The organism is Neisseria sp. Dent CA1/247, assembly GCF_022870825.1.
GTDB lineage: Bacteria > Pseudomonadota > Gammaproteobacteria > Burkholderiales > Neisseriaceae > Neisseria > Neisseria zoodegmatis.
This window is the reverse complement of record NZ_CP091522.1, coordinates 844,431-870,939: the sequence shown is the minus strand read 5'-3', so window position 1 is coordinate 870,939 and position 26,509 is coordinate 844,431. Positions and strand designations below refer to the sequence as shown.

Below are 26,509 nucleotides of genomic sequence, written 5' to 3'. Positions count from 1 at the left end.
AGACGTTTTCCCGCAATGTATTGACCATTCATACTTCTCCCTTGGTATGAATGGTTTTTTTTTGTCTCAATTTTTCGTCTTTTATGCTTCAAAAGAACAACTCTCTAATTATGCCTATATTCTACAAATATCTTATCAACATAAAAATATTACATGCCCTATTTATAAATCCAATAAAAAACAGCCGACATGCTTCTGCATACCGGCTGTTTTAAAAATGAAATCAAAGGTCGTCTGAAAGTGAGCTTTGCGAACTTCGCTAAAAATATTTTCAGACGGCCTTTTAAGTTTAGCCCGTATTACGCAAACCTTGTGCCACGCCATTGATGGTCAAATGCACCATTTGCAGCAGATGGGCATTGTCCGGCTCTTGGCGCAGGCGTTTGAGTAAGGCTATCTGCAAGCCGCCCAGTGCGTTGAGATAGGGAATCCTCAAGGCCAGCGAGCGGGCGAGGCTGCGGTTGTCGCTGAGCAGCTCTTCGGTTTGCAGAATATCCATCAGTGCTTGGCGGCTCTTGAGGTATTCTTGTTTGATCATGGCGAAAATCTCGGCGGCGCGTTCGGGCGATTGGCTCAAACCTGCGTAGTTTTCGGCCAGCGTCAAATCGGTTTTCGCCATCACCTGCTCCATGTTCGACAACATGGTTTGGAAAAACGGATTGTTTTGCGCGTGCTGCTGCAAGTCTTTCAGACGGCCTGAATCGGCTTGGCACAATTCTTCCACCGCACTGCCGAAGCCGTACCAAGCCGGGAGCATCAGGCGGTTTTGCGTCCATGAAAACACCCACGGAATCGCGCGCAAATCTTGTATCCGCGCGAGTGTTTTGCGGCTGGCGGGGCGGCTGCCCAAGTTGAGGGTGGCAATCTCTTGAATCGGGCTGGTTTGCAGGAAGTAGTCGATAAAGCCTTCGCAGGTAATCAGGGCGCGGTAGTGCTTGAAGGCGCTGTCTGACAAGGCCTGCATCAGTGCGCTGTCGGGGTCTTGATGTTGCGGCAACAGGCTGGCTTCAAGCGTGGCGGCAACCAGTGTTTCCAAGTTGCGGTGCGCGTTGCCGGCGTCGGCGTATTTGGCGGTAATCACTTCGCCCTGCTCGGTAATGCGGATTTGTCCGGCCACGCTGCCTTCGGGCTGCGCCAATATGGCTTGGTAAGACGGGCCGCCGCCACGGCCGACGCTGCCGCCGCGACCGTGGAACAGGCGCATTCTGATGCCATGCCGTCTGAAAAGTTCTACCAAGCCTTGTTCGGCCTGATATAAGCCCCACGAGCTGGTTACATAACCGCCGTCTTTATTGCTGTCGGAATAGCCGAGCATGATTTCCTGCGTGTTGTCGCGGCTGGCGAGCAAATCGCGGTACCACGGCAGGTTAAAAAGAGTGTCCATCACGGAACAGGCGTTTTCGAGCGCTTCGATGGTTTCAAACAGCGGCACGATATTGATGCGGCTCACGGGTTTGCCGTTTTCCAACACCAGCAACCCGCTTTCTTGCAGCAGCAACGCCAACGTCAGCAAATCGCTGGGGTGTTCGCAGTTGGAAATGATGCTTTGGTTGATGGCTTTTTCGCCCAGCTCGTCTTTCACTTTACGCGCTTCGTGGAAAATCGCCAGCTCGTGCTGCGTGTGTTCGCTGTAATCAATATAAGGGTTGTACAGCGGGCGCTGGTTGCTCAGTTCGCGCAGCAAAACGGCCTGTTTTTCCTTCTCCGTCAGGCTGTCGTAATCTTCCAAACCTGCATGGCGGAAAAGTTCTGCCACCACTTCGGCATGCTTGGCGGCATGTTGGCGCAAATCGAGCGGCATCATGTAAAAGCCGAACACGGAAGCGGCGCGGATGATGTCGGCCAAACGCGCATCGGCCAGCATGGCGCTGCCGTTATCGCGCAAAGACCGCTGCATGGCTTTCAAGTCGGCAATAAATGCTTCGGCATTTGGATAAGGCTCGCCCAAGCCGAATTTGCAACCCAAAGTCAGGCCGATTTCATGTCCGCGGGCAATCAGGCGCGACATGATGTAGGCAATGGCGCGGCGGTAAGGCTCTTCTTCGCGGGCGATTTCGGTATCGGGCGATACGGCGGCCAGCGCCAGCACTTCTTCGTTCACGTTCACACGCCGTGTCGACAGCGGCAAATCGTGATACAGCTCGGCCAACTGGCGGCGGTAATAGTGGAATACGGTGTCGGCATGCTGCCTAAACGCATGGCGCAAGGTTTCGGCGGATACGAAAGGATTGCCGTCGCGGTCGCCGCCAATCCAACCGCCGATCTGCAGAATATCGGGAATGCGGATATCGGGATAGGCCGTCTGAAATTCTTTTTCCATGCTGCGGTAGAGTTTCGGCAACGCGTGGAAAAAGCTCAGCGGAAAAATAGATACGCCGTTGTTGATTTCGTTTTTAACGGTTACTTTGAAATGGCGGGTTTCGCTGGTTTGCCATAAAGCCAGCAAGGTCGCATCTACTTCTCTTTGCAACTCTTCCAGCTCTTCCGCACTGTTGCAACGTTCGTAGCGGGGCAAAAGCGTGCGGATGCGGCGGTGAAAGTTTAAGGTGGCCTGACGCTGTACTTCGGTCGGATGTGCTGTCAATACGGCAGCGATGTGGGTTTGGTCGAGCTGCTTTTGCAAGGCTTCGCTGCTGATCTGATGCGCTTTCAGTTTGCGCACCGTATCGGCCACGCTGCCGGAAGCGGCGCTGCTGCCCGCATGTTCGTGCGCCAAACGGCGGCGTTCGTGATGCACATCTTCGGCAATATTCAGCATTTGGGAAAACAGCCCGCACGCCAAAATCAGGTTTTGGGTTTGGCGTTCGCTAAGTTTGGGCAGCACTTCTTCGATAATTGCGCTGCTGTCGTCGGACTCGGCCAATTGCTTAACCGTGTTTAAAACGATTTCGGTGGTTTCGTTATGCAGCAGTTTAAACAGCGATTGCGTTAAAAACTCCGCATCGGCCGCCAACGGTTCGTCTTTGGGATTGCTCAGAATGTCAAGCCGCATGGTGTTTCTCTCTCGATATTTAAAGGTGCGGGAATTTTATAGCAAGGTTCGGAAAGAAACCATAATTGTTAGCAATCCAGTAAAAAGTAACTGGATTAGAAGCATGTTGCCAACCAGCTTGAAATGCCCACTGCATATAAAAATGAGTTAAATGTTTGTCAAAGCTTCTTGCAACCGCTTTTTTAAATATATCGGAACCTTAGTTTTGCCAATGCCTCATATTGTTGTTTCATTGAACATATTGATACATCAATATATTGTTCACCATAGTCGGCTTTGTAAAAATCACTTAAAATAGCAGGCATGCCGGCGTGTTTTTCAGACGGCCCCACCGGCACAGGACAACACGCCCGAGATGCAACAGAGCCTGTATTTTTTACCTTCAGCACATTCAGGAAACGATCATGATCGACTTAACCCACTTCAACGAAAACAACGAAGCCCACATGGTGGACATCGGCGAAAAAGCCCCTACCAAACGCGTTGCCAAAGCCAGCGGCTACATCAACATGAGCCGCGAAGCCATCCAGCTGATTGCCAACGGCGCCGCCAACAAAGGCGACGTTTTGGGCATCGCCCGCGTAGCAGGCATACAGGCTTCCAAACAAACCGGCTTTCTGATTCCTTTGTGCCATCCCGTCGCCCTGACCCATGTGCGCATCGACTTCGATGTCGACCTCCAACTTGCCCGCGTTAAAACCACCGTAACCGCCAGCACCGAAGGCAAAACCGGCGTGGAAATGGAAGCTCTTACCGCCGTCAATATTTCCCTGCTCACCATTTACGACATGCTCAAAGCCGTAGATAAAAGCATGGTTATTTCACAAATTCATTTAGAAGAAAAAGCCGGCGGCAAGAGCGGTAATTTCGTTTTCGACAACAACCTCGAAAACCTCAATTACTAAACCGATATGGACGACCGCGACCTACTGCGTTACAGCCGCCACATCCTGCTCGACGAAATCGGCATCGAAGGCCAGCAAAAACTGCTGGATGCCTCGGCATTGGTGGTCGGCTGCGGCGGCTTGGGTGCGGCCGTTTTACCTTATTTGGCCGCAGCCGGTGTCGGGCACTTAATGATTGCCGATCACGACACCATCGACAGCACCAACCTCCAACGCCAAATCACCTTCACCGAAGCCGACATCGGTTTAAGCAAAGCCGAAGTGATGGCAGGCCGTCTGAAAAATATCAACAGCCGCACCCGCATCAGCATATTCAACGAACGGCTTACCGAAGAACGCCTCATCGAGCTGATGACCGCCGCTTCTATCGTTATCGACTGCTGCGACAACTTCGCCACCAGACAAGCCGTCAACCGTGCATCCGTCGCCACCCGCACCCCGCTGGTTTCCGGCGCGGCCGTGCGTTTCGAAGGCCAGCTTGCCGTGTACCGCCCCGACCTTTCCGATTCGCCCTGCTACGCCTGCCTGTTTGACGGCAGCCACGCCGACGACGGCGCTTGCGCCCTATTCGGCGTATTCTCGCCGCTGGTCGGCATCATCGGCACTACACAAGCCGGCGAAGCGCTGAAAATCTTGGCAGGCATCGGCAAGCAAAGCCACGGCACGCTTTCCGTCTATGACGCTCTGCAAAACGAATGGCAGCAGTTTGAACTGGAAAAAAATCCGCACTGCCGCGTCTGCGCTTCAAATCAACCATCTCAACAACAGCTTTGAATCCATCAGGCCGAGACCTTTGCAAAATTCCCCACAATCCCCTAAATTCCCTCCCAAGACATTTAGGGGATTTTTCATGAGCACCTTCTTTCAGCAAACCGCACAAGCCATGATTGCCAAACACATCGACCGCTTCCCCCTATTGAAGCTGGAGCAGGTGATTGATTGGCAACCGATCGAGCATTACCTCAACCATCAAAGAACCCGTTACCTTCGAGACCACCGCGGTCGTCCCGCCTATCCCCTGCTATCCATGTTCAAAGCCGTTCTACTCGGCCAATGGCACAGCCTTTCCGATTCCGAACTCGAACACAGCCTCATTACCCGCATCGATTTCCATCTGTTTTGCCGTTTTGACGAACTGAGCATCCCCGATCACAGCACCTTATGCCGTTACCGCAACTGGCTGGCGCAAGACAACACCTTGGCCGAATTACTGGATCTGATTAACCGCCAACTGACTGACAAGGGTTTAAAAGTAGAGAAAGCATCCGCCGCCATCGTTGACGCTACCATTATTCAGACGGCCGGCGGCAAACAGCGTCAGGCCATAGAAGTGGATAACGAAGGGCGGGTCAACAGCCAAACCACACCGAGTAAAGACAGCGATGCCCGTTGGGTAAAGAAAGACGGCCGCTTCCATCTGGGTTACAAACAACATACCCGTACCGATGCGGAAGGCTATATTGAGAAACTGCACATCACTGCCGCCAATGCCCATGAGTGCAAACACCTGCTGCCTTTGTTGGAAGGCCTAGCCAAAGGCACGACTGTCTATGCCGATAAAGGCTACGACAGTATGGAAAACCGGCAACATCTGGAAGAACATCAGTTGCGGGACGGCATCATGTGCAAATCCCACCGCAACCGGCCGCTGACGGAAGCGCAAACCAAACGTAACCGACATTTATCAAAAACCCGTTATGTGGTCGAACAAAGCTTTGGTACGCTGCACCGTAAATTCTGCCATGCCCGGGCAACTTATTTTGGCCTGAGCAAAGTGAGTGCGCAAAGCCATCTGAAGGCGATGTGTTTGAACCTGCTGAAAGCAGCCAACAGGCTACGTGCGCTTGTTGTGTAAGAAACTCTAGCGTTGTTTACAGTATTTGAAAGACAATACTGCCATGAACATCCATAAAAACACCCGCCTTACCCCGCACCAACGCCAAGCCGTTTGGCGCGCCTATACGCAAGATAAAATCACCGTTACCTCACTGGCCCGGCAATACCAAGTCAGCAGGGTTACCATTTACCGCATCCTAAAGGCCGCACGGCTGCAGCTGCTCACACCACAAAACAGCACCAACAACCGTTTCAAACAGGCCAAATACGGAATGAAGCGTTTGGCAAAAGTGGAAAAAAACATCGAGGAAAAGCTCAAGAAACAGGCCAAACGCTACAACAAATCCTATCCCGGCGAAATGGTGCATTTCGACACCAAACGACTGCCTTTGTTGCAAAACCAAAAAGCAACCGCCTCGAGAGATTACCTGTTTGTCGCCATTGACGACTATTCCCGCGAGCTGTATGCGGCCATTTTGCCCGACCGTACAGCGGCCAGTGCAGCCAAGTTCCTTTTGCGTGATGTGATTGACTGTTGTCCTTATACCATCGAATGCGCCTATTCGGACAACGGCATGGAATACCGTGGCAATGCGTCGCATCCGTTTGCGATTGCCTGTGTGCAGAACAACATCAATCAGAAGTTTACCCGTATTGCCCGACCGCAGACCAACGGTAAGGCAGAACGGGTAATCCGCACCCTGATGGAAATGTGGCATGACAAAGTTCCGTTTAAGGATTCGGAACACAGGCAGAAGGAATTGTGCCGTTTTGTGAATTTTTATAATACGGTTAAGCCGCATAAGGGCTTGAAGGGTGATGCGCCTTTTGAGGTTTTACAGGCTTATTTTTCTCAATCTGTTGTGTAAACAACGCTGGGATTTCTTACATCTCAGGCCGTCTGAAAACAACAAAGCCCGGAAATATATTCCGGGCTTTGCCTATTCATGCTGAAACATCAACATTTATCAGCCTATATTATTCCAATACCACTTCCACACGGCGGGCTTCGGCATTGTTGCCGCTGCCGGTTGCATTTTCAGGCTTGCGCAATTCGATTTGCGCTTCGGGTACGCCCAAATGCAGCAGAGCATCACGCACCGCAAACGCACGTTTTTTCGACAGCTCTTCATTCAGATTTTTGTTGCCGGTCACATCATGGAAGCCCGAAATCACGGCCTTCTTGCCCTCTTTCGCACCGGCCAACACATCTTTCAAAGTTTCCTCGGCATTGGCCGCCAAATCAGCCTTGCCCGTAGCAAAATAGAATTTCACCACACCGTTTTCCACCACGGCACTTGCACCGTCCTGCACCGCCGCAGCCGTATCGGAAGCAGTCAAAATCTGTTCCGCCGCCGAAACTTGAGTCACAGCCGAAGCCGCCTCAACAGGCTCGGAAACTGCTGCCATAGGCGCAGCGTCAACAGCAGAGGCCGTCTGAACTGCATCAGAAACCGCAACCGCATCTTTGGCGACAACCTCCTCCGAAGCCGCCACGCCATAACCCGGAGATCCCTCTATTTTGCCGTTCTCCCAACCCCAAACGGCATAAAAAAGAATAGACAACACCGCCAAAGCAGAAGCACCGCCTGCAATCCACAAACCAATGCGCTGTTCTTTGTGATCATCGTTATCCGACATTTTTATTTTCCTTTGAGTAGATGAAATACGGACGGATTATACTCAAAAAACCGCCCCAAGAAACCACTCACGCTACACAAAATAAAATTTAACACACAGAATTATCAGAACTTTTTACCCAAAATAAATATAAAGCCACTTCCATACCCCATCATCACACCGCCACCGGCATGCCCGCAACAAAGCCATCCAAGCCTACCCAAAATCCCCCCGAAACAGTAAAATGCACACTTTTATATTTCCACACAATTATCAGAAGTCCACCATGCTGACCTTCCAACAAATCATCTTCAAACTGCAAAATTTCTGGGCCGAACGCGGCTGCACCGTTTTACAACCCTTCGATATGGAAGTCGGCGCCGGCACCAGCCACCCCGCCACCTGCCTGCGCGCATTAGGCCCCGAGCCGTGGTATGCCGCTTACGTACAACCCAGCCGCCGCCCCAAAGACGGCCGCTACGGCGACAACCCCAACCGCCTGCAACACTATTACCAATTTCAGGTGGCCTTAAAACCCGCCCCTGCCGACATTCAAGAACAATACCTTGATTCACTGCGCGAACTGGGCATCGACCCGCAAGTTCACGATATCCGCTTTGTCGAAGACGACTGGGAAAACCCCACCCTCGGCGCTTGGGGTTTGGGCTGGGAAGTATGGCTCAACGGCATGGAAGTGACCCAATTTACCTATTTCCAACAAGTCGGCGGCATCGACTGCACACCCGTTTTAGGCGAAATCACCTACGGCATCGAACGCCTCGCCATGTATCTGCAAGGCGTGGAAAACGTATATGACTTGGTTTGGTCCAAAACTCCCGACGGCCAAACCATCACTTACGGCGACGTTTACCACCAAAACGAAGTGGAACAATCCACCTACAATTTTGAATACGCCAACGTCGAACTCCTGCTGCAAAACTTCAACAACTTCGAAGCCGAAGCCAAGCGTTTGCTCGAAGTGGAAGACACCTTGCTGGCACTGCCCGCCTACGAAATGGTACTCAAAGCCGGCCACACCTTTAACCTGCTCGATGCCCGCGGTGCCATTTCCGTAACCGAACGCGCCACCTACATCGGCCGTATCCGCGCTTTGAGCCGGATTGTGGCACAAAAGTTTGTGGAGAGCAGAGAGAAATTGGGTTTTCCGTTGATTAAAAACATATCTGCTTAATTTCAGACGGCCTGCTTCTTTTCTTCAGATAGGCCGTCTGAAAACATCTGTGGGAAACTCATGCCGCATTACCACCGCACACCCGGCCGACGGAAAATCCGTAAGATGAATGCCCGCCAACGCAAAAAATTTTATGTGGGCGAGTATCAAAACTTGGTTTTCAGCGTGTGTGGCAGCCTGATGCCGGAATATCGAACTGCTGCATGTTTTGAACAATTTATTGATGACGTAATAGATTGGGTGTACGCAAACTCAATGTGCTTGGTAAGCGGAGGAACGACGGAAAACTTTTCCTATCGACAATGTGAAGATGCAAACCTAATCTCCAAAACCAATATAAATTCAATCTAAAACATATATGGAACTTATACTATCAGTCCTAGCTTTAATAGCATCCATTGTCATTCCCATAGTAATTTATCGACAATGGAAAAATCAATTTTTATATCAACAGTCTCAGATTGCACTTGCCACTTATAAAGCCACCGCAGCAAGGTTTTTTGGAGACTTACAAAAAGTATATAAAGAAAATGGCATAAAATGGGATAGGGAAAATCTAGGAGCTGATAACAATAAAATCATCGAATATATCTCCAACTCTTATTGGAATTTGGTCAGCAGTTACCAACCCGTAAAAATTTTTCTATCTCAATTCAACAAAGACCAATTAAAAGAAATTGATCAGCTATATCTAAATGTTATGGAAAAATTTAATGAAGCAATCAATGGCGGAAGTATTCAAGATCTTAGAGACTCCGTTAATAATATTTATAAAGTAGATGAAGATGAAACTGTATTCACACTACTTCATAATACTAAAATTTATAAATTTAACCGAATTACCATTTCGATAGAACTTAAAAAGTAAAGTAAAAATGACCCAAACCCTGTTAATCGAACTCCTCACCGAAGAGCTCCCCCCCAAAGCCCTCAACAACTTGGGCAACAGCCTTGCCGCTTCCATTGTCGAAGGCTTGGAAAAAGAACAATTAATCGAAGGTGCGCCCGAATACACCGCCTACGCCTCGCCCCGCCGCTTGGCCGTGCAAGTGAAAAACGTTAAAGCTGCACAGGCCGACCGCTTGGTGGTGAAAAAAGGCCCGAGCGTTGCCGCCGGCATGAAAGACGGTGTGCCGACCAAAGCGTTGGAAGGCTTCGCCCGCTCTTGCGGTACCGATATTGCCGGCCTGAAAATCGACAACGACGGCAAACAAGATGTGTATGCCTACGAATTCACCCAACAAGGCCAGCCTTTGGCAGCCTTGATCAGCGACATTTTGGCGCAAGCCGTGAAAAAGCTGCCGATTCCCAAAGTGATGCGCTGGGGCAGCAGCACACATACCTTTGTGCGTCCGGTACACGGCTTGGTGGTTATGCACGGCGCAGACACCGTACCGGCTTCGGTATTGGGTTTGGACAGCCTCAGCCACACCCTCGGCCACCGCTTCTTGAGCAGCGGCGACATCGTATTCCCGAATGCCGACAGCTATGCCGAAAAAATGCGCCATGAAGGCAAAGTGATTCCTTCATTTGCCGAACGCAAAGCCGCCATTCAGACGGCCTTAAACAAACAAGCAGGCCGTCTGAATGCCACAGTCGCCGCCGACGAAGCCCTGCTCGACGAAGTAACCGCACTGGTGGAATGGCCGGTGGTATTGGAAGCGCAGTTTGAAGAACACTTCCTCGCCGTGCCGCAGGAATGCCTGATTCTTACCATGCAGCAAAACCAAAAATACTTCCCGCTGCTCGATCAAAACGGCAAGCTGATGAACCGCTTCCTGCTCGTTTCCAACCTGCAGGCCGAAGACCCGAGCCACATTATTCACGGCAACGAACGCGTATTGCGCGCCCGTCTCGCCGATGCCGAATTCTTCTACAAGCAAGACCAAAAAGCCACTTTGGAAAGCCGCCTGCCCAAACTGGAAAATGTGGTGTACCACAACAAACTGGGCAACCAAGCCGAGCGCATCAGCCGCCTGATGAGCATCAGCGGCCACATCGCCAAAGCATTGGGGGCCGACGTTGCCGTTACCGAACGCGCCGCCCGCTTGGCCAAAGCCGACCTCGTTACCGAAATGGTCGGCGAATTCCCCGAACTGCAAGGCACTATGGGCAAATACTACGCCCGCTTGGACGGCGAAAGCGAAGAAATCGCACAAGCCATCGAAGCGCATTACCAACCCCGTTTCGCCGGCGACGACTTGCCGCAAAGCACAACCGCCACCGCCGTGGCGCTGGCCGACAAACTGGAGACCCTCGTTGGCATTTGGGGTATCGGCCTGATTCCCACCGGCGACAAAGACCCCTACGCCCTGCGCCGTTCCGCACTGGGCATCTTGCGCATGTTGATGCAGCACGATTTGGACATCAACGACCTGCTTCAGACGGCCTACAACAGCTTCCCGCAAGGCAAACTCGCCGACAACACCGTTGCCGAAGTCGCCGAATTCATGCAGGCGCGTTTGGCTGTGCTGCTGCAAAACGACCATCCGCAAGACATCGTCGCCGCCGTATTGGCCAAACAGCCCAGCCGCCTGAACGATCTTTCCGCCAAACTGCAAGCCGTGGCCGCGTTCAAACAACTGCCCGAAGCCGCCGCCCTTGCGGCCGCCAACAAGCGCGTGCAAAACCTGCTCAAAAAGGCCGATGCCGAATTGGGCGCGGTAAACGAAAGCCTGTTGCAGCAAGACGAAGAGAAAGCCCTGTTCACCGCCGCACAAGCTCTGCAACCGAAAATCGAAGCTGCATTGGCCGCCCAAGATTTTCAGACGGCCTTATCCGCCTTGGCTTCGGTGAAGCCGCAAGTGGATGCCTTCTTCGACAATGTGATGGTCATGGCCGACGATGCCGCCGTAAAACAAAACCGCCTGAATCTGTTGAAACAACTGGCGGATTTGATGAACGCCGTGGCAGATATTACCAAGCTGGGTGAATAAACCAAGCCAATGATTCGGTGCTAACGTGCCGTGAGACTTTACGCAAGCCAATTTTCGTCATACCTCGGCCTTTACTGGGTATGACGAAATGTTTTATCAATGCCGTCTGAAAATCATGCAGCCAAGAAACCCGGCACGAAAATAAATCCCATTCATTATGTAGCGGTGAACCTGGTACAATCCCACCATCTGAGCAACGGCCAAACCTTGCCCTGCCCCATCACGAGCTATTGAAAACACCAGCTGATCAAAAGGAAAAACATGAGCATTAAATCGGACAAATGGATACGCCGTATGAGCGAACAACACGGGATGATTGAGCCGTTTGAGCCGAATCAGATTAAAGAAATCGACGGTAAAAAAATCATTTCCTACGGCACCTCAAGCTACGGCTACGATATCCGTTGCGCCAATGAATTTAAAATTTTTACCAACATCAACAGCACGATAGTCGATCCCAAAAATTTTGACCCCCGAAACTTCGTTACCGTTGAAGACGATTTCTGCATTATCCCGCCCAATTCTTTTGCCTTGGCGCGCACGGTTGAATATTTCCGCATCCCGAGAAATGTGCTGACCGTATGCTTGGGCAAATCCACCTACGCCCGCTGCGGCATCATCGTGAACGTAACGCCTTTCGAGCCTGAATGGGAAGGCTATGTTACGTTGGAATTTTCCAATACCACTCCTCTTCCGGCCAAAATCTACGCCGGAGAAGGTGTGGCTCAAGTTTTGTTTTTTGAGAGCGATGAAGTGTGCGAAACGTCCTATAAAGACCGTAACGGCAAATACATGGGCCAAACCGGCGTGACTTTGCCTAAAACTTAAGAGCAAACAAACAGCTTGGACGAAACTCTTTCGCCATCCAAACAATAAGGCCGTCTGAATATTTTCAGACGGCCTTATTGTTATGATTTGGAATCCGGATAAAACAATGAAGATTTGTTTCTTTCATATTCTTTTTGTTTTTCAGGGTCTTTAAATTTCACTTCCAGCAGATTTTCACGGCTGAACGTGTGTTTAATCTTCTGCTTAATTTGGGGGCTTTCCTGAACATAGTAGATACCGCCCAACAAGGCAGCCGCCACTACAAAAACAGTAATACGCATGATTCCCTCCTTTTTGAAGTTTTACATCCACTTTTCATCTATACGACAGGAAGGATAAATCGAATGACATAACTGCAAGCTAATTATCACTCAGGCGGTTCGGATTGCACACAGGCGGAAAGAAATCAACGTAAGTAATTATTTTAATGATAAATATTTTATCTATCCAAGCACAAACTTCCCTATGCAGACATTCTTAACACTTGCAAATGGATTGAATAAAGCTATTGTTTTTCACTCACTTGGCCGATTGGCTATGTTTCCGCACTCATACCGAACACTTTAATTTTTGAAACGCAGTAACTTCATAGAAGGTTGACCTGCATCAAATACCGATAATGATTTTTATCTATAATGTGCCTTAAATCTAATAACGAATATTACTGGGAACACATTATGGAACTACTCAACGAATTATTTGAATCGCCGGTAGGCATCATGTCTTTACTGACGATTGTGTTTGTTATCGTAATTGCAACTGTTTTATTCTTCTGGGTTAAAAAGCAAGCTGATAAATCCGGAAACTAATTTTTTTCATCTCTTTCCTCTTGATGTGTGTGTGTTTGGGTGTGGCGGTCTGCCACCCCTTTTTTTTGGCTTTTTGACCGCTTACACACTATTTTTCCGCTTGCTGATTCCTTCAAACATCAAGATGCTCAAACATACCTATTAATAGATTCAGGCCGTCTGAAAATTCAGACGGCCTGATAGGTTAATGCGTTTAAATGAGAAACCAATACACATAATTTAAAGCGATGGAGGAAAGGTTCCCGAAAATTATTTGGCCAATGCCGACAGCAATTTGTCGTGAATACCGCCGAAACCGCCGTTGCTCATTACCAAGATGTGATCACCACTTTGCGAATGGCGGATAATCTCCGCCACGAAAGCGTCGAAATCACGGTTTACATACAATTTGCTTCCCAACGGAGCAAGTGCTTCGGCCACATCCCAATCCAGCCCGCCGGCGTAGCAGAATACATGATCCGCTTCTTTCAGACTTTCCGGCAAAGCGTCTTTCATCGTGCCGAGCTTCATGGTGTTCGAACGCGGCTCCAACACGGCCAAGATGCGCCCGCTGCCTACCTTTTGGCGCAAACCGGCAACGGTTGTGGCAATCGCGGTGGGGTGGTGGGCAAAATCATCATAGACGCTTACGCCGTTCACCACGCCTTTGGTTTCCATGCGCCGTTTCACATTTTTAAATTGGCTTAGTGCTTCACAGGCCGTCTGAATGTCCACGCCGGCGTGACGGGCGGCTGCAATAACGGCCAAAGCATTCATGCGGTTGTGTTCGCCTATGATTTGCCAAGCGACACGGCCTGCTTTTTTACCTTCAAACAACACATCGAACGAGCCGTCTGAATCGACTTCGCCGATTTGCCAGTTGTTTTCGCCACCGAAAAACTCCACCGGCGTCCAACAGCCTTTCGCCAAGGTATCGCGCAAACTTTGTTCCGTGCCGTTACATGCAATCAAGCCTTCAGACGGCACGGTACGCACCAAATGATGGAACTGGGTTTGAATGGCGGCCAAATCGGCAAAAATATCGGCGTGATCGAACTCCAGATTGTTCAAAATACAAGTGCGCGGGCGGTAGTGGACAAATTTGGAGCGCTTGTCGAAAAACGCCGTATCGTATTCATCAGCCTCCACCACAAAGAAAGGCGATTTGCTGTGCGGATCCTGCTTGGGCGTTTGCGGCAAACGGGCGGACACGCTGAAATTTTGAGGTACGCCGCCAATCAGGAAACCGGGCGCCAAGCCTGCGTATTCCAACACCCAAGCCAGCATGGAAGCCGTGGTGGTTTTACCGTGCGTTCCCGCCACGGCCAGCACCCAATGATGGTGCAATACGTTTTCAGCCAGCCATTGCGGGCCGGAGATATAAGGCAGCCCTCGGTTTAATACCGCCTCTATCACATCCATGCCGCGCTTGGCCACATTACCTATCACATACACATCCGCTTGAAACGTATCCAACTGGGCGACATCGAAACCTTCATGCACATCAATGCCGAGTGCTTCAAGCTGGGTGCTCATCGGCGGATACATCTTGGCATCGCAGCCGGTTACTTTAAATCCTGCCTCTTTGGCTATCGCCGCCACGCCGCCCATAAAAGTGCCGCCGATGCCGATAATGTGTATGTGTTTCATGATAAGGGTTCTTAACAAAAAGGCTTATTATATAGTGAATCGCTGCCCTGCCGATATATGCGTCTGACAAAGAAGCGGATTACCCGCCCATTTTTTATTCCGAAAGCGGATACTTGATTTTCAGACGGCCTGCACAACGCAGCCGGCACACAACTGCCAAACGGTCGAAAAAACTTCTATTCGCATCATGCTTGCCGGTTTATTTGAAAAACACACCGCCGCTTTAAATTTTTCTCGCACAACTTTACATAAATCAGTATGATACCGTACATGTTGATATTTTATTGACTGCAAATAACCTGCTTCGATACGTTTTTTAAACAAAAGTCGTTTCACAGCCGATTTCTTTTTAAAAGCCGAATCAAGCAGCCGTGCGCCGGAACAGGCAAATGCCCGTCAAACCATCCGGCAGTAAAACACATTTTATTCTTCACGAGGTACGATTGTGTCTGATTCAAATCAATCCAAGCGCGAAACCTTCTCAAGCCGACGGGCATTTATGTTTGCCGCCATCGGTTCGGCGGTAGGTTTGGGCAACATCTGGCGTTTCCCTTATGTTACTTATGAAAACGGCGGCGGCGCGTTCATCATCCCCTACTTGGTCGCCTTGCTGACTGCGGGTATTCCCCTGCTGTTTTTAGACTACGCCTTAGGCCACCGCAACCGCGGTTCCGCACCTTTGGCTTTCCGCCGCGTCAATAAAGCCTTCGAACCTTTCGGCTGGTGGAACGTGCTGACCAACGTCATCATCTGTATCTACTACGCCGTCATCATCGGCTGGGCAGCCAGCTATACCTATTACTCGCTAATCGGTGCATGGGGCGCAGACCCGCAGGCATTCTTCTTTAAAGACTATCTGCAAATGGCCGACGGTGCGTCTTTGGGCTTGGACTTCGTTGCCAAAGTAGCCGGCCCCTTGGTAGGCGTGTGGGTTTTCACTCTGCTGATTTTGGCTTTGGGCGTACAAAAAGGCGTGGCACGCTCTTCCAGCTTCTTCATGCCTTTGTTGATCGTGATGTTTTTAATCATGGTCGGTATTTCGCTCACTTTGCCGGGCGCAGAAAAAGGTTTGAACGCGCTCTTTACGCCGGATTGGTCTAAACTTTCCGAGCCGAGCGTATGGGTAGCGGCATACGGCCAGATCTTCTTCTCGCTGTCTATCTGCTTCGGCATTATGATTACTTACTCTTCTTACCTGAAGAAAAAATCCGACCTCACCGGCACAGGCTTGGTGGTAGGCTTTGCCAACAGTAGTTTTGAAGTATTGGCCGGTATCGGCGTATTTGCCGCATTGGGCTTCATGGCTGCTGCCAACGGTAAAGAAGTGAGCGAAGTAGCCTCTTCCGGTATCGGTTTGGCCTTTATCGCTTTCCCCACCATCATCAACCAAGCGCCTTTCGGCTCTTTGATCGGCGTGTTGTTCTTCAGCTCGCTGGTATTCGCCGGTATTACCTCTATGATTTCCATCGTAGAAGTGATCATCGCTGCCGTGCAAGATAAGATGAAACTGGGTCGCGTAACTGCTACGTTTGCCGTATGCGTACCCATGATGGTAATTTCCACCCTCCTCTTCGGCACCACCACAGGCTTGCCGGTATTGGATGTGATGGACAAATTCGTGAACACCTACGGTATCGTTGCCGCCGGGTTCCTGTATGTATTGGCGATTGCCGCCAGCAAAAATCTGCCGGTTTTGCGCGACCATATCAACTCCGTTTCATCGTTCAAAGTCGGCCCGATTTGGTATGCCTGCATCGGCGTAACCATCATCATCTTGGGTTACATGCTGTTTAAAGACACCTCTGCATTGCTGGAAAAAAACTACGAAGGCTACCCGGATTGGTTCTTAAACGTGTTCGGCTGGGGTATGTCGCTGGCGCTTATCGTATTGGCCATCGTGTTGTCGTTGATGCCGTGGAGAAAAGAAGAGCCTTTTAATCCTGATAACAACCAAGGAGACAAAGAATGAGCAGCACCGCCATCATGATGCTTGTGATAACGCTGGCTATTATTTGGGGTGGATTCATCATTTCGGTAATCCGTTTACCTAAAGAATAAAGCGTTTGTTTGATGTAGCAAAGGCCGTCTGAAAAAATTCAGACGGCCTTTTTATTTAGAATGCTTGAGACAAATCAGAATAAATTACGCTTTACCCGTACTACCGAAACCGCCTTCTCCGCGCTCGCTGGCGGCAAATTCATCCACCACTTTAAACGAGGCTTGAATCACCGGCACGATAACCATTTGAGCAATCCGCTCGAACGGCTGAATGGTAAACGCTTCCTTACCGCGGTTCCACACCGACACTTTCAGTTCACCCTGATAATCCGAATCAATCAAACCCACCAAATTACCCAACACAATGCCGTGCTTGTGGCCTAAGCCCGAACGCGGCAGCAGCATAGCCGCATAAGCAGGATTGCTTAAGTGAATCGCCAAACCTGTCGGCACCAAAAAGGTTTCGCCGGGTTGCAACTCCACCGCCTCATCAATGCAGGCACGCAAATCCAAGCCGGCAGAACCGGGGGTTGCATACGCCGGCAACTGCTCGGCCATTTTGGGGTTTAAGATTTTCAATTCCACTTCTGTTTGCATGATATATCCGTTGCGAAAGTCAAAACGGGGTCATTATACACAAAGGCCGTCTGAAATTTTCAGACGGCCTCCAAGATACCAACCTTCAATCAAGCAAATGGATGCTGCAATACGATGGTTTCTTCACGGTCGGGGCCGGTGGAAACGATTGCTACCGGCGCGCCGCACACTTCTTCAATGCGCTTCAAATACGCTTTGGCATTGGCAGGCAGTTTGTCGAATTCTTTCACGCCGAAAGTCGATTCCGTCCAACCCGGCATGGTTTCGTAAATCGGTGTGCAGCCTTCCACCGCATCTGCACCGAAAGGCAGGATGTCGGTTTTGCTGCCGTCGGGCAGTTGGTAGCCGGTACAGATTTTGATCTCTTCAATGCCGTCCATCACGTCAAGTTTGGTGATGCACATGCCGGAAATGCCGTTCACTTGAATGGAACGTTTCAAGGCGGCGGCATCAAACCAACCGCAACGGCGGGCGCGACCGGTTACCGAACCGAATTCATGTCCGCGTTTGGCCAAGCCTGCGCCGATGTCGTCAAACAATTCGGTGGGAAACGGGCCGGAACCTACACGCGTGGTGTAGGCTTTCACGATACCCAACACATAATTCAACATTTGCGGCGGCACACCGGCTCCGGCGGAAGCGGCTCCGGCCAAGCAGTTGGAAGAAGTGACGAAAGGATATGTGCCGTAGTCAATGTCCAGCAAAGTACCTTGTGCGCCTTCAAACAGCAGCTTTTCACCTTTTTGGTTTTTCTCATAAAGCGTGCGCGACACATCGCTGATCATCGGCTTGATGCGGCCTGCGAATTTTTCCACCACAGCCAACACGTCTTCAAATTTAACCGGTTCGGCTTTGTGCAGGTGTTGCAACTGAACATTGTAGTATTCGATATTCGACTGCAATTTGGCTTTCAGTTGTTCAATGTCAAACAGGTCAACCATGCGGATGGCGCGGCGGGCAACTTTGTCTTCATAAGCCGGGCCGATGCCGCGTCCGGTCGTGCCGATTTTACCACTGCCGCGCGAGGCTTCACGGGCTTGGTCGAGGGCGATGTGGTAAGGCAGAATCAAAGTAGCGGTAGGGGCGATTTTCAGACGGCCTTCTACGTTTTTCACGCCGGCTGCATTCAATTCGTCAATCTCGCCCAACAAGGCTTCGGGGCTGACCACCACGCCTGAGCCGATAAAGCATTCCAGTTTTTCGTGCAGAATGCCGCTCGGAATCAAGCGCAGAATGGTTTTTTTACCGCCGACAACCAGCGTATGACCCGCATTGTGGCCGCCTTGGAAGCGCACCACACCGGCGGTTTCTTCCGCCAGCCAGTCCACGATTTTGCCTTTGCCTTCGTCGCCCCACTGTGCGCCGATTACTACTACATTTTTAGCCATAATATCTAACCTGTTAAATTTCTGTTTCAATAATCTGCCAATCGCCGCCCTGCTTTTTCAGACGGCGTTTCGTCTGCTTCGTGCCGTTGTGTTCGACACCATAATCTATCACAACGCAATGTCCTTCGGCACGAAGCCGTTCAATCGCTTCCTGCGCCGCCGCCACATCTTGATGCGCCACGGCAATAAAAGAGGTTTGTTCGCTGTGCGGCAAACTCCCGATAAACATACGCAAATCGAAGCTGAAGCCGGTTGCGGGGCGGGCACGGCCGAAATATTTACCCAAACCGTCGTAACGTCCGCCGCGCGCCACCGCATCGTGGCAATCGCTGCCGTAAGCCGCATACAGCAAGCCGGTGTGGTAGTTGTCCACGCGCAATTCGGATAAATCGATATGGATGCTTCTTTGCGGGAAGGCATCGCAAACCGCTTGCAGTTCGTCTAATGCTTTGCCGACTGCAAACAAATCGGGCAAACGGTTACGCGCTTCTTGCAGCACTTCGCGACCGCCGTACAAAGTCGGCAGCAAGGCAAACGCTTTCGCCCACATGCCGTCAAGCTGCCATGCTTCGACTTGGTTGCGAACCGCCGCCGCGTCTTTATCCTGCATCAAGGCCAACAATTGCTCCGCCTGCGCTTCATTCAAACCGGCTGCATCGGCCAATGCACGGAATACGCCGATGTGCCCCAACGACAGCAAAATATCGCCGAATTCGGCAATGCTTACGCTTTTCAGCATCAAATCAATCAGCTCGATATCTGCCGCTATGTCTGCAAAGCCGTAAAGCTCCGCCCCCACCTGCAAAGGCTCGCGGGTATTCAGAAAACCGTCCGGACGGGCGTGCAGCACCGAGCCTGCATAACACAAGCGGTTGATGCCGTTGTTGGCCGACAAAAGATGAGCATCAATGCGCGCCACCTGCGGCGTGATATCGGCACGGATACCGAGCTGCCTGCCGCTGAGTTGATCGACGACGCGGATGGTTTTCAGCGACAAACCCGCGTCAATGCGGGTAAGCAGAGAGTGGCTGTATTCCATCAGCGGTGGATGCACCAATTCATATCCGTGTACACGGAATAAAGCCAACAGCTTTTCCCGCGCACTCTCAAGCTGGCGCGCGGTAGAAGGCAAGATGTCGGCAATGTGTTCGGGTAGCTGCCAAGACTGCATGAAACTCTTTCCGTAAACATGATGAAGGCTGTTTAAGCTTAAAATCGGGCAGAATCTCTGTGCGTATCACAGCATTTCTGCTTTTATTACCTGATTTTAAATTCAAACAGCCTTTTTTCCGGCAGTCCAAACTGCCGCGTGGTTAAAATCAGACTTTAACATAAAACAACAATTCATGCAGTCTGTTTTTGCCTTTCCCACACGCGCCACAGGCCGTCTGAAAATATTTTCAGACGGCCTGTTTAAACATTATCTTCCATTCAACTTCAGTATCCGGCTTCAGGATAAGTGCCTTGCACCAAAATATCTTCGGTAACATTCTGAATATCGCGGTGACCGGTAAACGCCATGGAGATATCCATTTCCTTATACAGAATTTCAAGCGCGCGGGTAACACCCTCTTCGCCATACGCACCCAAGCCGTACAGGAATGCACGACCAATCATCGTGCCGCGCGCACCCAACGCCCATGCTTTCAAAATATCCTGCCCGCTGCGGATACCGCTGTCGAGCCACACTTCGATATCGCTGCCCACCGCGCTGACTACATCCGGCAAAGCTTTGATGGAGGAAATCGTATCGTCGAGCTGACGGCCACCGTGGTTCGACACCACAATCGCGTCCGCACCGCTCTTCACGGCCAGCTCGGCATCTTCCGGCTCCATAATGCCTTTGATAATCAGCTTGCCGCCCCACAAATCTTTGATGCGGGCAACGTCGTCCCAGCTCAAGCGCGGGTCGAACTGCTCCGAAGTCCAAGAAGACAATGAAGACAAATCGCCCACGTTTTTCGCATGACCGACAATATTGCGGAACGTGCGGCGCTCGGTGTTCAGCATTTTCATGCACCATTCGGGCTTGGTTGCCAAGTTAAGCAAATTGGCCAGCGTCGGTTTGGGCGGCGCAGACAAGCCGTTTTTAATATCCTTGTGGCGCTGGCCCAAAACCTGTAAATCGGCAGTCAAAATCAGCGCCGAACACTTCGCCGCCTGAGCACGCTTAATCAGGTTTTCCATAAACTCGCGGTCGCGCATCACATAAAGCTGAAACCAAAACGGCGCACTGGTATTCTCCGCCACATCTTCAATCGAACAAATCGACATGGTAGAAAGTGAAAACGGAATACCGAATTTTTCCGCCGCACGCGCCGCCAAAATTTCACCGTCGGCATGCTGCATGCCCGTAAAACCGGTCGGCGCAATGGCTACCGGCATTTTCACATCATGGCCGATCATCTTCGTTGCCAAGCTGCGGCCTTCCATGTTTACCAACACCCGCTGGCGGAATTTAATCTTTTGAAAATCAGTAGTATTTTCACGATAAGTCGTTTCAGTCCACGACCCGGAATCGGCATAATCGTAAAACATCTTCGGCACTTTGCGCTGCGCAACACGGCGCAAATCTTCGATACAGGTCATCTTGCTCAAATCGCGTTTCATACTGAATCCACCTTCAAAAATAGAGTTGGCAACAAACATTTTTCAGACGGCCTCCACGCGGCTATCTGATAATCCTTATCAATCTATACCAAGCCCCTGTTTATTGCAAACGCTTTTATGCTCTTTTCCATCATTCTTTTGTTCTAAAAGCCGCTTTTAAAGGCCGTCTGAAAAATTTTATAGCTTCGATAAACCCAAACAATTCCCGCAGCAACATACTTGACCAAAACACTCAGATATTAGACAATCCCCCACCATACCAATACAACACAAACCACAATACATCATGCGACTAACCACCAAAGGACGATTTGCCGTTACCGCCATGATAGATTTGGCCATGAATGCGCAAAACGGCGCCGTCAAACTCAGCGCCATCAGCGAGCGGCAGAATATTTCCCTTTCCTATTTGGAACAACTGTTCAGCAAACTGCGCCGCGCCCGGTTGGTAGAAAGCCTGCGCGGCCCCGGCGGCGGCTACATCCTTGCCGCACCGGCCGGAGAAATCAACATCGCCCAAATTATCGCCGCCGCCGAAGACAAACTCGACGCCACACAATGCAGCAGCAAAGCCAACTGCCACAACGGCACCGCCTGCCTGACCCACGAATTGTGGGAAAGCCTGAACAAAACCATTCACGACTACTTAAGCAGCGTTACCCTGCAAAACATCGTCGACCAGAAAAACGAAAGCAACGGCAAAGTCGTTACCTTCACCCACATCCACTAAATACCGAAATATAAAAACGAAAGAGACCGAACCATGACCGTTAAAACCCCGATTTACCTTGATTACGCCGCCACTACCCCCGTTGACCCGCGCGTAGCCGAAAAAATGATTCCCTACCTGACCGAGCTTTTCGGCAACCCCGCTTCCAACAGCCACAGCTTCGGCTGGACGGCGGAAGAAGCAGTAGAAAACGCCCGCAACGAAATCGCCCGACTGATTAACGCCGATTCCAAAGAAATCGTGTTCACCAGCGGCGCCACCGAATCCAACAACCTCGCCATCAAAGGCGCGGCGCACTTCTACAAAACCAAAGGCAAACACCTCATCACCGTGAAAACCGAGCACAAAGCCGTTTTGGACACCATGCGCGAACTCGAACGCCAAGGCTTTGAAGTAACCTATCTCGGCGTGCAAGAAAACGGCCTGATTGATTTGGAAGAACTCAAAGCCACCATCCGCCCCGATACCATCCTCATTTCCGTGATGTGGGTTAACAACGAAATCGGCGTGATTCAAGACATTCCCGCCATCGGCGAAATCTGCCGAGAAAACAAAATCATCTTCCACGTAGATGCCGCCCAAGCCTGCGGCAAAACCCCTGTGGACGTAGAAGCCGCCAAAGTCGACCTGCTTTCCATGTCCGCCCACAAAATCTACGGCCCCAAAGGCATCGGCGCGCTGTATGTACGCCGCAAACCCCGCGTACGCCTCGAAGCCCAAATCCACGGCGGCGGCCACGAACGCGGCTTCCGCTCCGGCACCCTGCCCACCCACCAAATCGTCGGCATGGGCGAAGCCTTCCGCTTGGCACGTTTGGAATTGGAACAAGACATCGCCCACGCCCTCAAGCTGCGCGAAATCTTCCTCAAAGGCATCGAAGGCATTGAAGAAGTGTATATCAACGGCGATTTGGAACACCGCGTCGCCACCAACCTCAATGTGAGCTTCAACTTCGTCGAAGGCGAAAGCCTGATCATGGCCGTAAAAGAACTCGCCGTATCCAGCGGCTCCGCCTGTACCTCCGCCTCGCTGGAACCCAGCTACGTTTTGCGCGCCCTTGGCCGCAACGACGAGTTGGCACACTCTTCCCTGCGCATTACCTTCGGCCGCATGACCACCGAAGAAGAAGTGGCTTTCGCCGCCGAGTTGATTAAATCGAAAATCGGCAAACTGCGTGAACTTTCACCGCTGTGGGAAATGTTTAAAGAAGGGATTGATTTGAATACGGTTGAGTGGGCGGAGCATTAATTACTCTACATGCTGTTTGAAAAACCGTAGTTAAGCGCTTAAATCAAAATCTAGTTGAAATATTGTTTATTACTATCGAATAAAATACAGAAACAAGGTTAAATATTATGTCCAATAAAACATGTTTTGTTGTTATGGCAATAGGAGATCAGCACCATAATGGACAAGCCGTTACAGCTGAAGATCTAAAGTCAAGGTATGATAATTTAATTAAGGAAGCCATCTTAAAAGCACGCCCCAATATTGAAGTTACACGCGCAGATGAAGTTTCAGCGATGGGAACAATCACAACTGATATAGTACAAAGAATAATGTATTCTGATTACATCATTGCAGATGTCAGCTATCCTAATCCCAATGTATTTTATGAACTTGGATTACGACACGCATGTAGGCCAGGAACTATTATTATTAAAGATAAAGATGCAAAAGTTCCTTTTGATATTGCATCTTTAAGATATATTGAATATGAAAATTCAACGCAAGGGCTAAAAGATCTATCTAGTAAGCTTTTGCAAACCTTTGACAGCCTTGACAAAGATAATAGTAGACCAGATAACCATTTCTTAGAAGTTGCAAAATTAACTTCTTTTAAATTTCCCGAATTCTCTAAAGAAGAACCATTAGAGCTACAAATTATGATGTCATTACTTCAATCTCCAGAATTGATTGATTTATTTTCAAAACAACAACGTGGAGAAGCAACCGATCCCATTGAAGTAATTCGAGCATTATCAACTCATCCGCATATTTTAGAACCATTTTTAAAATTAATGTTGCAATCTGGAGAGCTGAATCTATTACCTAGTAAACCATAGCAAGTGTAGGTGCGGTTGTTAAACTCAACAAGCTCGTAAAAGCTTTTTGAAATATTGAGCTTAACAGTCTAACTTGCTAAATATTTAACACCCCGAGCTACCCTTGATACCCTCTCCTCCTTGAATTCTTTTTCAGACGGCCTTAAATAAACCGAACAACCCAATATATACACAAGGAACCCACATCATGGCATACAGCGATAAAGTGATTGATCATTACGAAAACCCCCGCAACGTCGGCTCGTTCGACAAAAACGACGAATCGGTCGGCACCGGCATGGTCGGTGCGCCTGCCTGCGGCGACGTGATGAAACTGCAAATCAAAGTGAACGACCAAGGCGTGATTGAAGATGCCAAGTTCAAAACCTACGGCTGCGGCTCGGCCATCGCCTCTTCTTCACTGATTACCGAATGGGTAAAAGGCAAAAGCCTTGACGAAGCCTTGGCGATTAAAAACAGCGAAATCGCCGAAGAATTGGAATTGCCGCCGGTAAAAGTGCACTGCTCGATTTTGGCGGAAGACGCGATTAAAGCCGCAGTTTCCGACTACAAAAAGAAACACGGCGCGGAATAAGGCTAAACAACATGGCGGGCGGCTGGGCGCCGGACGGCGCGGAGCAAGAGCAAATCGAAGCCTCGCTGGAAGATGCGCTGGCTTTGGTTCGGCAGCACCTTCCCGCAGGTGAAAGTGCGCACGAATGTGTCGAATGCGGCGAACCGATTCCCGAAGCCCGCCGCCAAGCTTTACCGGGCGTGCAGTTATGTATTGCCTGCCAAGAAGAAGCCGACAAACAACAGGCTTTTCAGACGGCCTATAACCGCCGCGGCAGCAAAGACAGCCAATTAAAATAGGCCGTCTGAAAACACAAACGCATTTAAAAACAAGGTGATCGCCATGCCCTTCACTCCCGAACAACAGCAATCCCTGCTGGCACAAAAAGGCGTAGGCAAAACCATTTTGCGACGCTTGCAGCAAATGGGCTTGGACGACACCGCCAAACTCGCTGCGGCAGATGTGGACGATATTTTGCAGCAAGGCGCGGCGTTAACCGGCTCGACCTGCTGGAAAAACAGCCCGCAAGCCAGAGCGGCCATTGTCGCAGCGGTAGAATGGGCCAAGGCGCAAAATTGATTTTCAGACGGCCTCAAAGCTCATAAAGGCCGTCTGAAAAACCGTAGGGCGGGCATCTCTGCCCGCTGCTTGGGGAAATGAATAATTTTTACTGTATAACATTTTGCTCGTTATGCAACGGCGGGCAGAGATGCCCGCCCTACAACAAATACCCGCAGCAAAGAAATACCCGCACATAAGCGTAAAGGATAAGACGATGATTACATTAACCGAAAAAGCCGCCGACCATATCCAAAAATTCCTCACCAAACGCGGCAAAGGCGAAGGCATCCGCTTGGGCGTAAAAACCAGCGGCTGCTCCGGCATGGCCTACACGCTTGAATTTGTAGATGAAATCCAGCCCGAAGATTTGGTATTCGAAGGCCACGGAGTGAAAGTGTTTGTCGATCCGAAAAGCCATGTTTACCTCGACGGCACACAGCTCGACTACACCAAAGAAGGCTTGCAGGAAGGCTTCAAGTTCCAAAACCCGAACGTAAAAGACGAATGCGGTTGCGGCGAGAGCTTCCACGTTTGATTGCAAGATACCCGAGACCGTCTGAAAGTGAGTTTTGCGAACTTCGCGAAACTCACTTTCAGACGGCCTCTCAATGCAGCTTATGTTATACTCGCACCCGTTTAAAAACCACCTCGAAACAAGGATTCATCATGGCTGATTTTAATCAGATTCTTACCCCCGGCGACGTTGACGGCGGCATCATCAACGTAGTAAACGAAATTCCCGCAGGCAGCAATCACAAAATCGAATGGAACCGCAAACTGGCCGCGTTCCAACTCGACCGCGTAGAGCCTGCCATTTTCGCCAAACCGACCAACTACGGTTTCATCCCGCAAACCCTCGACGAAGACGGCGACGAACTCGACGTATTGCTGATTACCGAACAGCCTTTGGCTACCGGTGTTTTCTTGGAAGCCAAAATTATCGGCGTGATGAAATTTGTTGACGACGGCGAAGTGGACGACAAAATCGTGTGCGTACCCGCCGACGACCGCAGCAACGGCAACGCCTACAACAGCCTGCAAGACCTGCCGCAGCAATTAATCAAACAAATCGAATTCCACTTCAACAACTACAAAGCCCTGAAAAAACCGGGCTGCACCAAAGTGGAAAGCTGGGGCGACGTAGCCGAAGCCAAAGCCGTGATTAAAGAATCTATCGAGCGCTGGAACGCCGAAGCCAAGTAATTCTACATTAAAGAACAACAGGCCGTCTGAAACCTTTCAGACGGCCTGTTTTTTGC

The 26,509-nt window shown here is 50.3% G+C and carries 28 protein-coding genes; 20 read left to right on the top strand and 8 right to left on the bottom strand.

Going from position 1 to position 26,509, the window contains the following annotated elements:
* Positions 1-289: 289 nt before the first annotated feature.
* The gene (ppc, locus tag LVJ85_RS04235; RefSeq protein WP_244741723.1) at positions 290-2,992 is read right to left on the bottom strand and encodes a phosphoenolpyruvate carboxylase; all 2,703 of its coding nucleotides are present in this window, start codon (positions 2,990-2,992) and stop codon (positions 290-292) included.
* A 404-nt stretch (positions 2,993-3,396) separates the two neighbouring features.
* Between ppc and moaC the strand changes: the two genes are divergently transcribed.
* From moaC to LVJ85_RS04215, 4 genes are all read left to right on the top strand, one after another.
* Positions 3,397-3,897: a cyclic pyranopterin monophosphate synthase MoaC gene (gene moaC / locus LVJ85_RS04230; protein ID WP_085362879.1), complete on the top strand. Its 501-nt coding sequence runs from the start codon at positions 3,397-3,399 to the stop codon at positions 3,895-3,897.
* 6 nt (positions 3,898-3,903) lie between these two features.
* Positions 3,904-4,671, top strand: coding sequence for a HesA/MoeB/ThiF family protein (locus LVJ85_RS04225; protein ID WP_244741720.1), 768 nt, complete (start codon positions 3,904-3,906; stop codon positions 4,669-4,671).
* A gap of 76 nt (positions 4,672-4,747) precedes the next feature.
* Positions 4,748-5,752 (top strand): IS5 family transposase, encoded by a 1,005-nt coding sequence (locus LVJ85_RS04220; RefSeq protein ID WP_244741717.1) that lies wholly within the window; start codon positions 4,748-4,750, stop codon positions 5,750-5,752.
* A 43-nt stretch (positions 5,753-5,795) separates the two neighbouring features.
* Positions 5,796-6,602, top strand: coding sequence for an integrase core domain-containing protein (locus tag LVJ85_RS04215; RefSeq protein WP_244741714.1), 807 nt, complete (start codon positions 5,796-5,798; stop codon positions 6,600-6,602).
* Positions 6,603-6,711: 109 nt separating this feature from the next.
* Here the strand turns inward: LVJ85_RS04215 and LVJ85_RS04210 are convergent, their stop codons facing one another.
* Positions 6,712-7,374 carry an OmpA family protein gene (locus tag LVJ85_RS04210; RefSeq protein ID WP_244741712.1) on the bottom strand — a complete coding sequence of 221 codons (663 nt, stop codon included), beginning with the start codon at positions 7,372-7,374 and terminating at the stop codon, positions 6,712-6,714.
* A 265-nt stretch (positions 7,375-7,639) separates the two neighbouring features.
* Here LVJ85_RS04210 and glyQ point away from each other — a divergent pair, with 265 nt between their 5' ends.
* From glyQ to dcd, 5 genes are all read left to right on the top strand, one after another.
* A complete protein-coding gene (gene glyQ, locus LVJ85_RS04205; RefSeq protein ID WP_244741710.1) occupies positions 7,640-8,545 on the top strand; it encodes a glycine--tRNA ligase subunit alpha in 906 nt (301 codons plus the stop codon).
* A gap of 105 nt (positions 8,546-8,650) precedes the next feature.
* The gene (locus LVJ85_RS04200) at positions 8,651-8,896 is read left to right on the top strand and encodes a 50S ribosome-binding protein YggL (protein WP_244741708.1); all 246 of its coding nucleotides are present in this window, start codon (positions 8,651-8,653) and stop codon (positions 8,894-8,896) included.
* A gap of 7 nt (positions 8,897-8,903) precedes the next feature.
* Positions 8,904-9,413, top strand: a complete 510-nt coding sequence (locus LVJ85_RS04195) for a DUF2937 family protein (RefSeq protein WP_244741706.1) — start codon at positions 8,904-8,906, stop codon at positions 9,411-9,413.
* A 7-nt stretch (positions 9,414-9,420) separates the two neighbouring features.
* The gene (gene glyS / locus LVJ85_RS04190; RefSeq protein ID WP_244741704.1) at positions 9,421-11,481 is read left to right on the top strand and encodes a glycine--tRNA ligase subunit beta; all 2,061 of its coding nucleotides are present in this window, start codon (positions 9,421-9,423) and stop codon (positions 11,479-11,481) included.
* A 261-nt stretch (positions 11,482-11,742) separates the two neighbouring features.
* Positions 11,743-12,309: a dCTP deaminase gene (gene dcd / locus LVJ85_RS04185; RefSeq protein ID WP_085362872.1), complete on the top strand. Its 567-nt coding sequence runs from the start codon at positions 11,743-11,745 to the stop codon at positions 12,307-12,309.
* An 80-nt stretch (positions 12,310-12,389) separates the two neighbouring features.
* Here dcd and LVJ85_RS04180 read toward each other — a convergent pair whose 3' ends face one another.
* Positions 12,390-12,590, bottom strand: a complete 201-nt coding sequence (locus tag LVJ85_RS04180) for a hypothetical protein (RefSeq protein ID WP_115133729.1) — start codon at positions 12,588-12,590, stop codon at positions 12,390-12,392.
* Between the two features lie 396 nt (positions 12,591-12,986).
* Here LVJ85_RS04180 and LVJ85_RS04175 point away from each other — a divergent pair, with 396 nt between their 5' ends.
* The gene (locus LVJ85_RS04175) at positions 12,987-13,118 is read left to right on the top strand and encodes a DUF3149 domain-containing protein (protein WP_085362918.1); all 132 of its coding nucleotides are present in this window, start codon (positions 12,987-12,989) and stop codon (positions 13,116-13,118) included.
* Between the two features lie 249 nt (positions 13,119-13,367).
* On the opposite strand, the gene mpl is transcribed toward LVJ85_RS04175, so the two are convergent.
* Positions 13,368-14,747, bottom strand: a complete 1,380-nt coding sequence (gene mpl, locus LVJ85_RS04170; protein WP_244741702.1) for a UDP-N-acetylmuramate:L-alanyl-gamma-D-glutamyl-meso-diaminopimelate ligase — start codon at positions 14,745-14,747, stop codon at positions 13,368-13,370.
* A gap of 445 nt (positions 14,748-15,192) precedes the next feature.
* On the opposite strand from mpl, the gene LVJ85_RS04165 reads away from it, so the two are divergent.
* Both LVJ85_RS04165 and LVJ85_RS04160 read left to right on the top strand, forming a co-directional pair.
* A complete protein-coding gene (locus LVJ85_RS04165; protein WP_244741700.1) occupies positions 15,193-16,716 on the top strand; it encodes a sodium-dependent transporter in 1,524 nt (507 codons plus the stop codon).
* A complete protein-coding gene (locus tag LVJ85_RS04160) occupies positions 16,713-16,805 on the top strand; it encodes a methionine/alanine import family NSS transporter small subunit (RefSeq protein WP_085362867.1) in 93 nt (30 codons plus the stop codon). Before LVJ85_RS04165 ends, LVJ85_RS04160 begins: the two co-directional genes overlap by 4 nt.
* 84 nt (positions 16,806-16,889) lie before the next feature.
* On the opposite strand, the gene dut is transcribed toward LVJ85_RS04160, so the two are convergent.
* The 4 genes from dut to LVJ85_RS04140 form a co-directional block, all read right to left on the bottom strand.
* The gene (dut, locus tag LVJ85_RS04155; protein ID WP_085362866.1) at positions 16,890-17,342 is read right to left on the bottom strand and encodes a dUTP diphosphatase; all 453 of its coding nucleotides are present in this window, start codon (positions 17,340-17,342) and stop codon (positions 16,890-16,892) included.
* A gap of 89 nt (positions 17,343-17,431) precedes the next feature.
* Positions 17,432-18,730, bottom strand: a complete 1,299-nt coding sequence (locus LVJ85_RS04150; RefSeq protein ID WP_244741697.1) for an adenylosuccinate synthase — start codon at positions 18,728-18,730, stop codon at positions 17,432-17,434.
* 13 nt (positions 18,731-18,743) lie between these two features.
* Complete coding sequence (locus LVJ85_RS04145) at positions 18,744-19,901, bottom strand: ATP phosphoribosyltransferase regulatory subunit (RefSeq protein WP_244741695.1); 1,158 nt, start codon at positions 19,899-19,901, stop codon at positions 18,744-18,746.
* Between the two features lie 266 nt (positions 19,902-20,167).
* The gene (locus LVJ85_RS04140; RefSeq protein WP_244741693.1) at positions 20,168-21,340 is read right to left on the bottom strand and encodes an alpha-hydroxy acid oxidase; all 1,173 of its coding nucleotides are present in this window, start codon (positions 21,338-21,340) and stop codon (positions 20,168-20,170) included.
* A gap of 286 nt (positions 21,341-21,626) precedes the next feature.
* Between LVJ85_RS04140 and iscR the strand changes: the two genes are divergently transcribed.
* The 8 genes from iscR to LVJ85_RS04100 all read left to right on the top strand — a co-directional run bounded on the left by iscR (position 21,627) and on the right by LVJ85_RS04100 (position 26,453).
* Positions 21,627-22,070 carry a Fe-S cluster assembly transcriptional regulator IscR gene (gene iscR / locus LVJ85_RS04135; RefSeq protein ID WP_244741690.1) on the top strand — a complete coding sequence of 148 codons (444 nt, stop codon included), beginning with the start codon at positions 21,627-21,629 and terminating at the stop codon, positions 22,068-22,070.
* A 33-nt stretch (positions 22,071-22,103) separates the two neighbouring features.
* Positions 22,104-23,318, top strand: a complete 1,215-nt coding sequence (locus LVJ85_RS04130) for an IscS subfamily cysteine desulfurase (protein ID WP_244741688.1) — start codon at positions 22,104-22,106, stop codon at positions 23,316-23,318.
* 107 nt (positions 23,319-23,425) lie between these two features.
* Positions 23,426-24,136: a hypothetical protein gene (locus tag LVJ85_RS04125; RefSeq protein ID WP_231990485.1), complete on the top strand. Its 711-nt coding sequence runs from the start codon at positions 23,426-23,428 to the stop codon at positions 24,134-24,136.
* A gap of 187 nt (positions 24,137-24,323) precedes the next feature.
* Positions 24,324-24,710 carry a Fe-S cluster assembly scaffold IscU gene (gene iscU, locus LVJ85_RS04120; protein WP_085362860.1) on the top strand — a complete coding sequence of 129 codons (387 nt, stop codon included), beginning with the start codon at positions 24,324-24,326 and terminating at the stop codon, positions 24,708-24,710.
* A gap of 11 nt (positions 24,711-24,721) precedes the next feature.
* Positions 24,722-24,988, top strand: a complete 267-nt coding sequence (locus LVJ85_RS04115) for a DksA/TraR family C4-type zinc finger protein (protein WP_244741685.1) — start codon at positions 24,722-24,724, stop codon at positions 24,986-24,988.
* Between the two features lie 43 nt (positions 24,989-25,031).
* On the top strand, positions 25,032-25,268 hold the full coding sequence (locus tag LVJ85_RS04110) for a recombinase RecA (protein ID WP_244741683.1): 237 nt from the start codon (positions 25,032-25,034) through the stop codon (positions 25,266-25,268).
* A gap of 196 nt (positions 25,269-25,464) precedes the next feature.
* Entirely contained in the window at positions 25,465-25,785 is a 321-nt protein-coding gene (iscA, locus tag LVJ85_RS04105; protein ID WP_244741680.1) for an iron-sulfur cluster assembly protein IscA, read from the top strand.
* Positions 25,786-25,916: 131 nt separating this feature from the next.
* Positions 25,917-26,453, top strand: a complete 537-nt coding sequence (locus tag LVJ85_RS04100; protein ID WP_115133738.1) for an inorganic diphosphatase — start codon at positions 25,917-25,919, stop codon at positions 26,451-26,453.
* The last annotated feature ends 56 nt before the right edge of the window (positions 26,454-26,509 follow it).

Excerpts from the sequence above, each read along its gene's own strand:
- LVJ85_RS04180 (WP_115133729.1), bottom strand. The coding sequence starts at position 12,590 with ATGCGTATTACTGTTTTTGTAGTGGCGGCTGCCTTGTTGGGCGGTATC.
- LVJ85_RS04100 (WP_115133738.1), top strand. The coding sequence starts at position 25,917 with ATGGCTGATTTTAATCAGATTCTTACCCCCGGCGACGTTGACGGCGGC.
- iscR (WP_244741690.1), top strand. The coding sequence starts at position 21,627 with ATGCGACTAACCACCAAAGGACGATTTGCCGTTACCGCCATGATAGAT.
- LVJ85_RS04125 (WP_231990485.1), top strand. The coding sequence starts at position 23,426 with ATGTCCAATAAAACATGTTTTGTTGTTATGGCAATAGGAGATCAGCAC.
- LVJ85_RS04115 (WP_244741685.1), top strand. The coding sequence starts at position 24,722 with ATGGCGGGCGGCTGGGCGCCGGACGGCGCGGAGCAAGAGCAAATCGAA.
- LVJ85_RS04210 (WP_244741712.1), bottom strand. The coding sequence starts at position 7,374 with ATGTCGGATAACGATGATCACAAAGAACAGCGCATTGGTTTGTGGATT.
- mpl (WP_244741702.1), bottom strand. The coding sequence starts at position 14,747 with ATGAAACACATACACATTATCGGCATCGGCGGCACTTTTATGGGCGGC.
- LVJ85_RS04160 (WP_085362867.1), top strand. The coding sequence starts at position 16,713 with ATGAGCAGCACCGCCATCATGATGCTTGTGATAACGCTGGCTATTATT.
- LVJ85_RS04110 (WP_244741683.1), top strand. The coding sequence starts at position 25,032 with ATGCCCTTCACTCCCGAACAACAGCAATCCCTGCTGGCACAAAAAGGC.
- LVJ85_RS04130 (WP_244741688.1), top strand. The coding sequence starts at position 22,104 with ATGACCGTTAAAACCCCGATTTACCTTGATTACGCCGCCACTACCCCC.
- LVJ85_RS04220 (WP_244741717.1), top strand. The coding sequence starts at position 4,748 with ATGAGCACCTTCTTTCAGCAAACCGCACAAGCCATGATTGCCAAACAC.
- moaC (WP_085362879.1), top strand. The coding sequence starts at position 3,397 with ATGATCGACTTAACCCACTTCAACGAAAACAACGAAGCCCACATGGTG.
- dut (WP_085362866.1), bottom strand. The coding sequence starts at position 17,342 with ATGCAAACAGAAGTGGAATTGAAAATCTTAAACCCCAAAATGGCCGAG.
- LVJ85_RS04175 (WP_085362918.1), top strand. The coding sequence starts at position 12,987 with ATGGAACTACTCAACGAATTATTTGAATCGCCGGTAGGCATCATGTCT.
- LVJ85_RS04200 (WP_244741708.1), top strand. The coding sequence starts at position 8,651 with ATGAATGCCCGCCAACGCAAAAAATTTTATGTGGGCGAGTATCAAAAC.
- LVJ85_RS04150 (WP_244741697.1), bottom strand. The coding sequence starts at position 18,730 with ATGGCTAAAAATGTAGTAGTAATCGGCGCACAGTGGGGCGACGAAGGC.
- dcd (WP_085362872.1), top strand. The coding sequence starts at position 11,743 with ATGAGCATTAAATCGGACAAATGGATACGCCGTATGAGCGAACAACAC.
- LVJ85_RS04145 (WP_244741695.1), bottom strand. The coding sequence starts at position 19,901 with ATGCAGTCTTGGCAGCTACCCGAACACATTGCCGACATCTTGCCTTCT.
- glyS (WP_244741704.1), top strand. The coding sequence starts at position 9,421 with ATGACCCAAACCCTGTTAATCGAACTCCTCACCGAAGAGCTCCCCCCC.
- LVJ85_RS04140 (WP_244741693.1), bottom strand. The coding sequence starts at position 21,340 with ATGAAACGCGATTTGAGCAAGATGACCTGTATCGAAGATTTGCGCCGT.
- iscA (WP_244741680.1), top strand. The coding sequence starts at position 25,465 with ATGATTACATTAACCGAAAAAGCCGCCGACCATATCCAAAAATTCCTC.
- LVJ85_RS04195 (WP_244741706.1), top strand. The coding sequence starts at position 8,904 with ATGGAACTTATACTATCAGTCCTAGCTTTAATAGCATCCATTGTCATT.
- LVJ85_RS04215 (WP_244741714.1), top strand. The coding sequence starts at position 5,796 with ATGAACATCCATAAAAACACCCGCCTTACCCCGCACCAACGCCAAGCC.
- iscU (WP_085362860.1), top strand. The coding sequence starts at position 24,324 with ATGGCATACAGCGATAAAGTGATTGATCATTACGAAAACCCCCGCAAC.
- LVJ85_RS04225 (WP_244741720.1), top strand. The coding sequence starts at position 3,904 with ATGGACGACCGCGACCTACTGCGTTACAGCCGCCACATCCTGCTCGAC.
- ppc (WP_244741723.1), bottom strand. The coding sequence starts at position 2,992 with ATGCGGCTTGACATTCTGAGCAATCCCAAAGACGAACCGTTGGCGGCC.
- glyQ (WP_244741710.1), top strand. The coding sequence starts at position 7,640 with ATGCTGACCTTCCAACAAATCATCTTCAAACTGCAAAATTTCTGGGCC.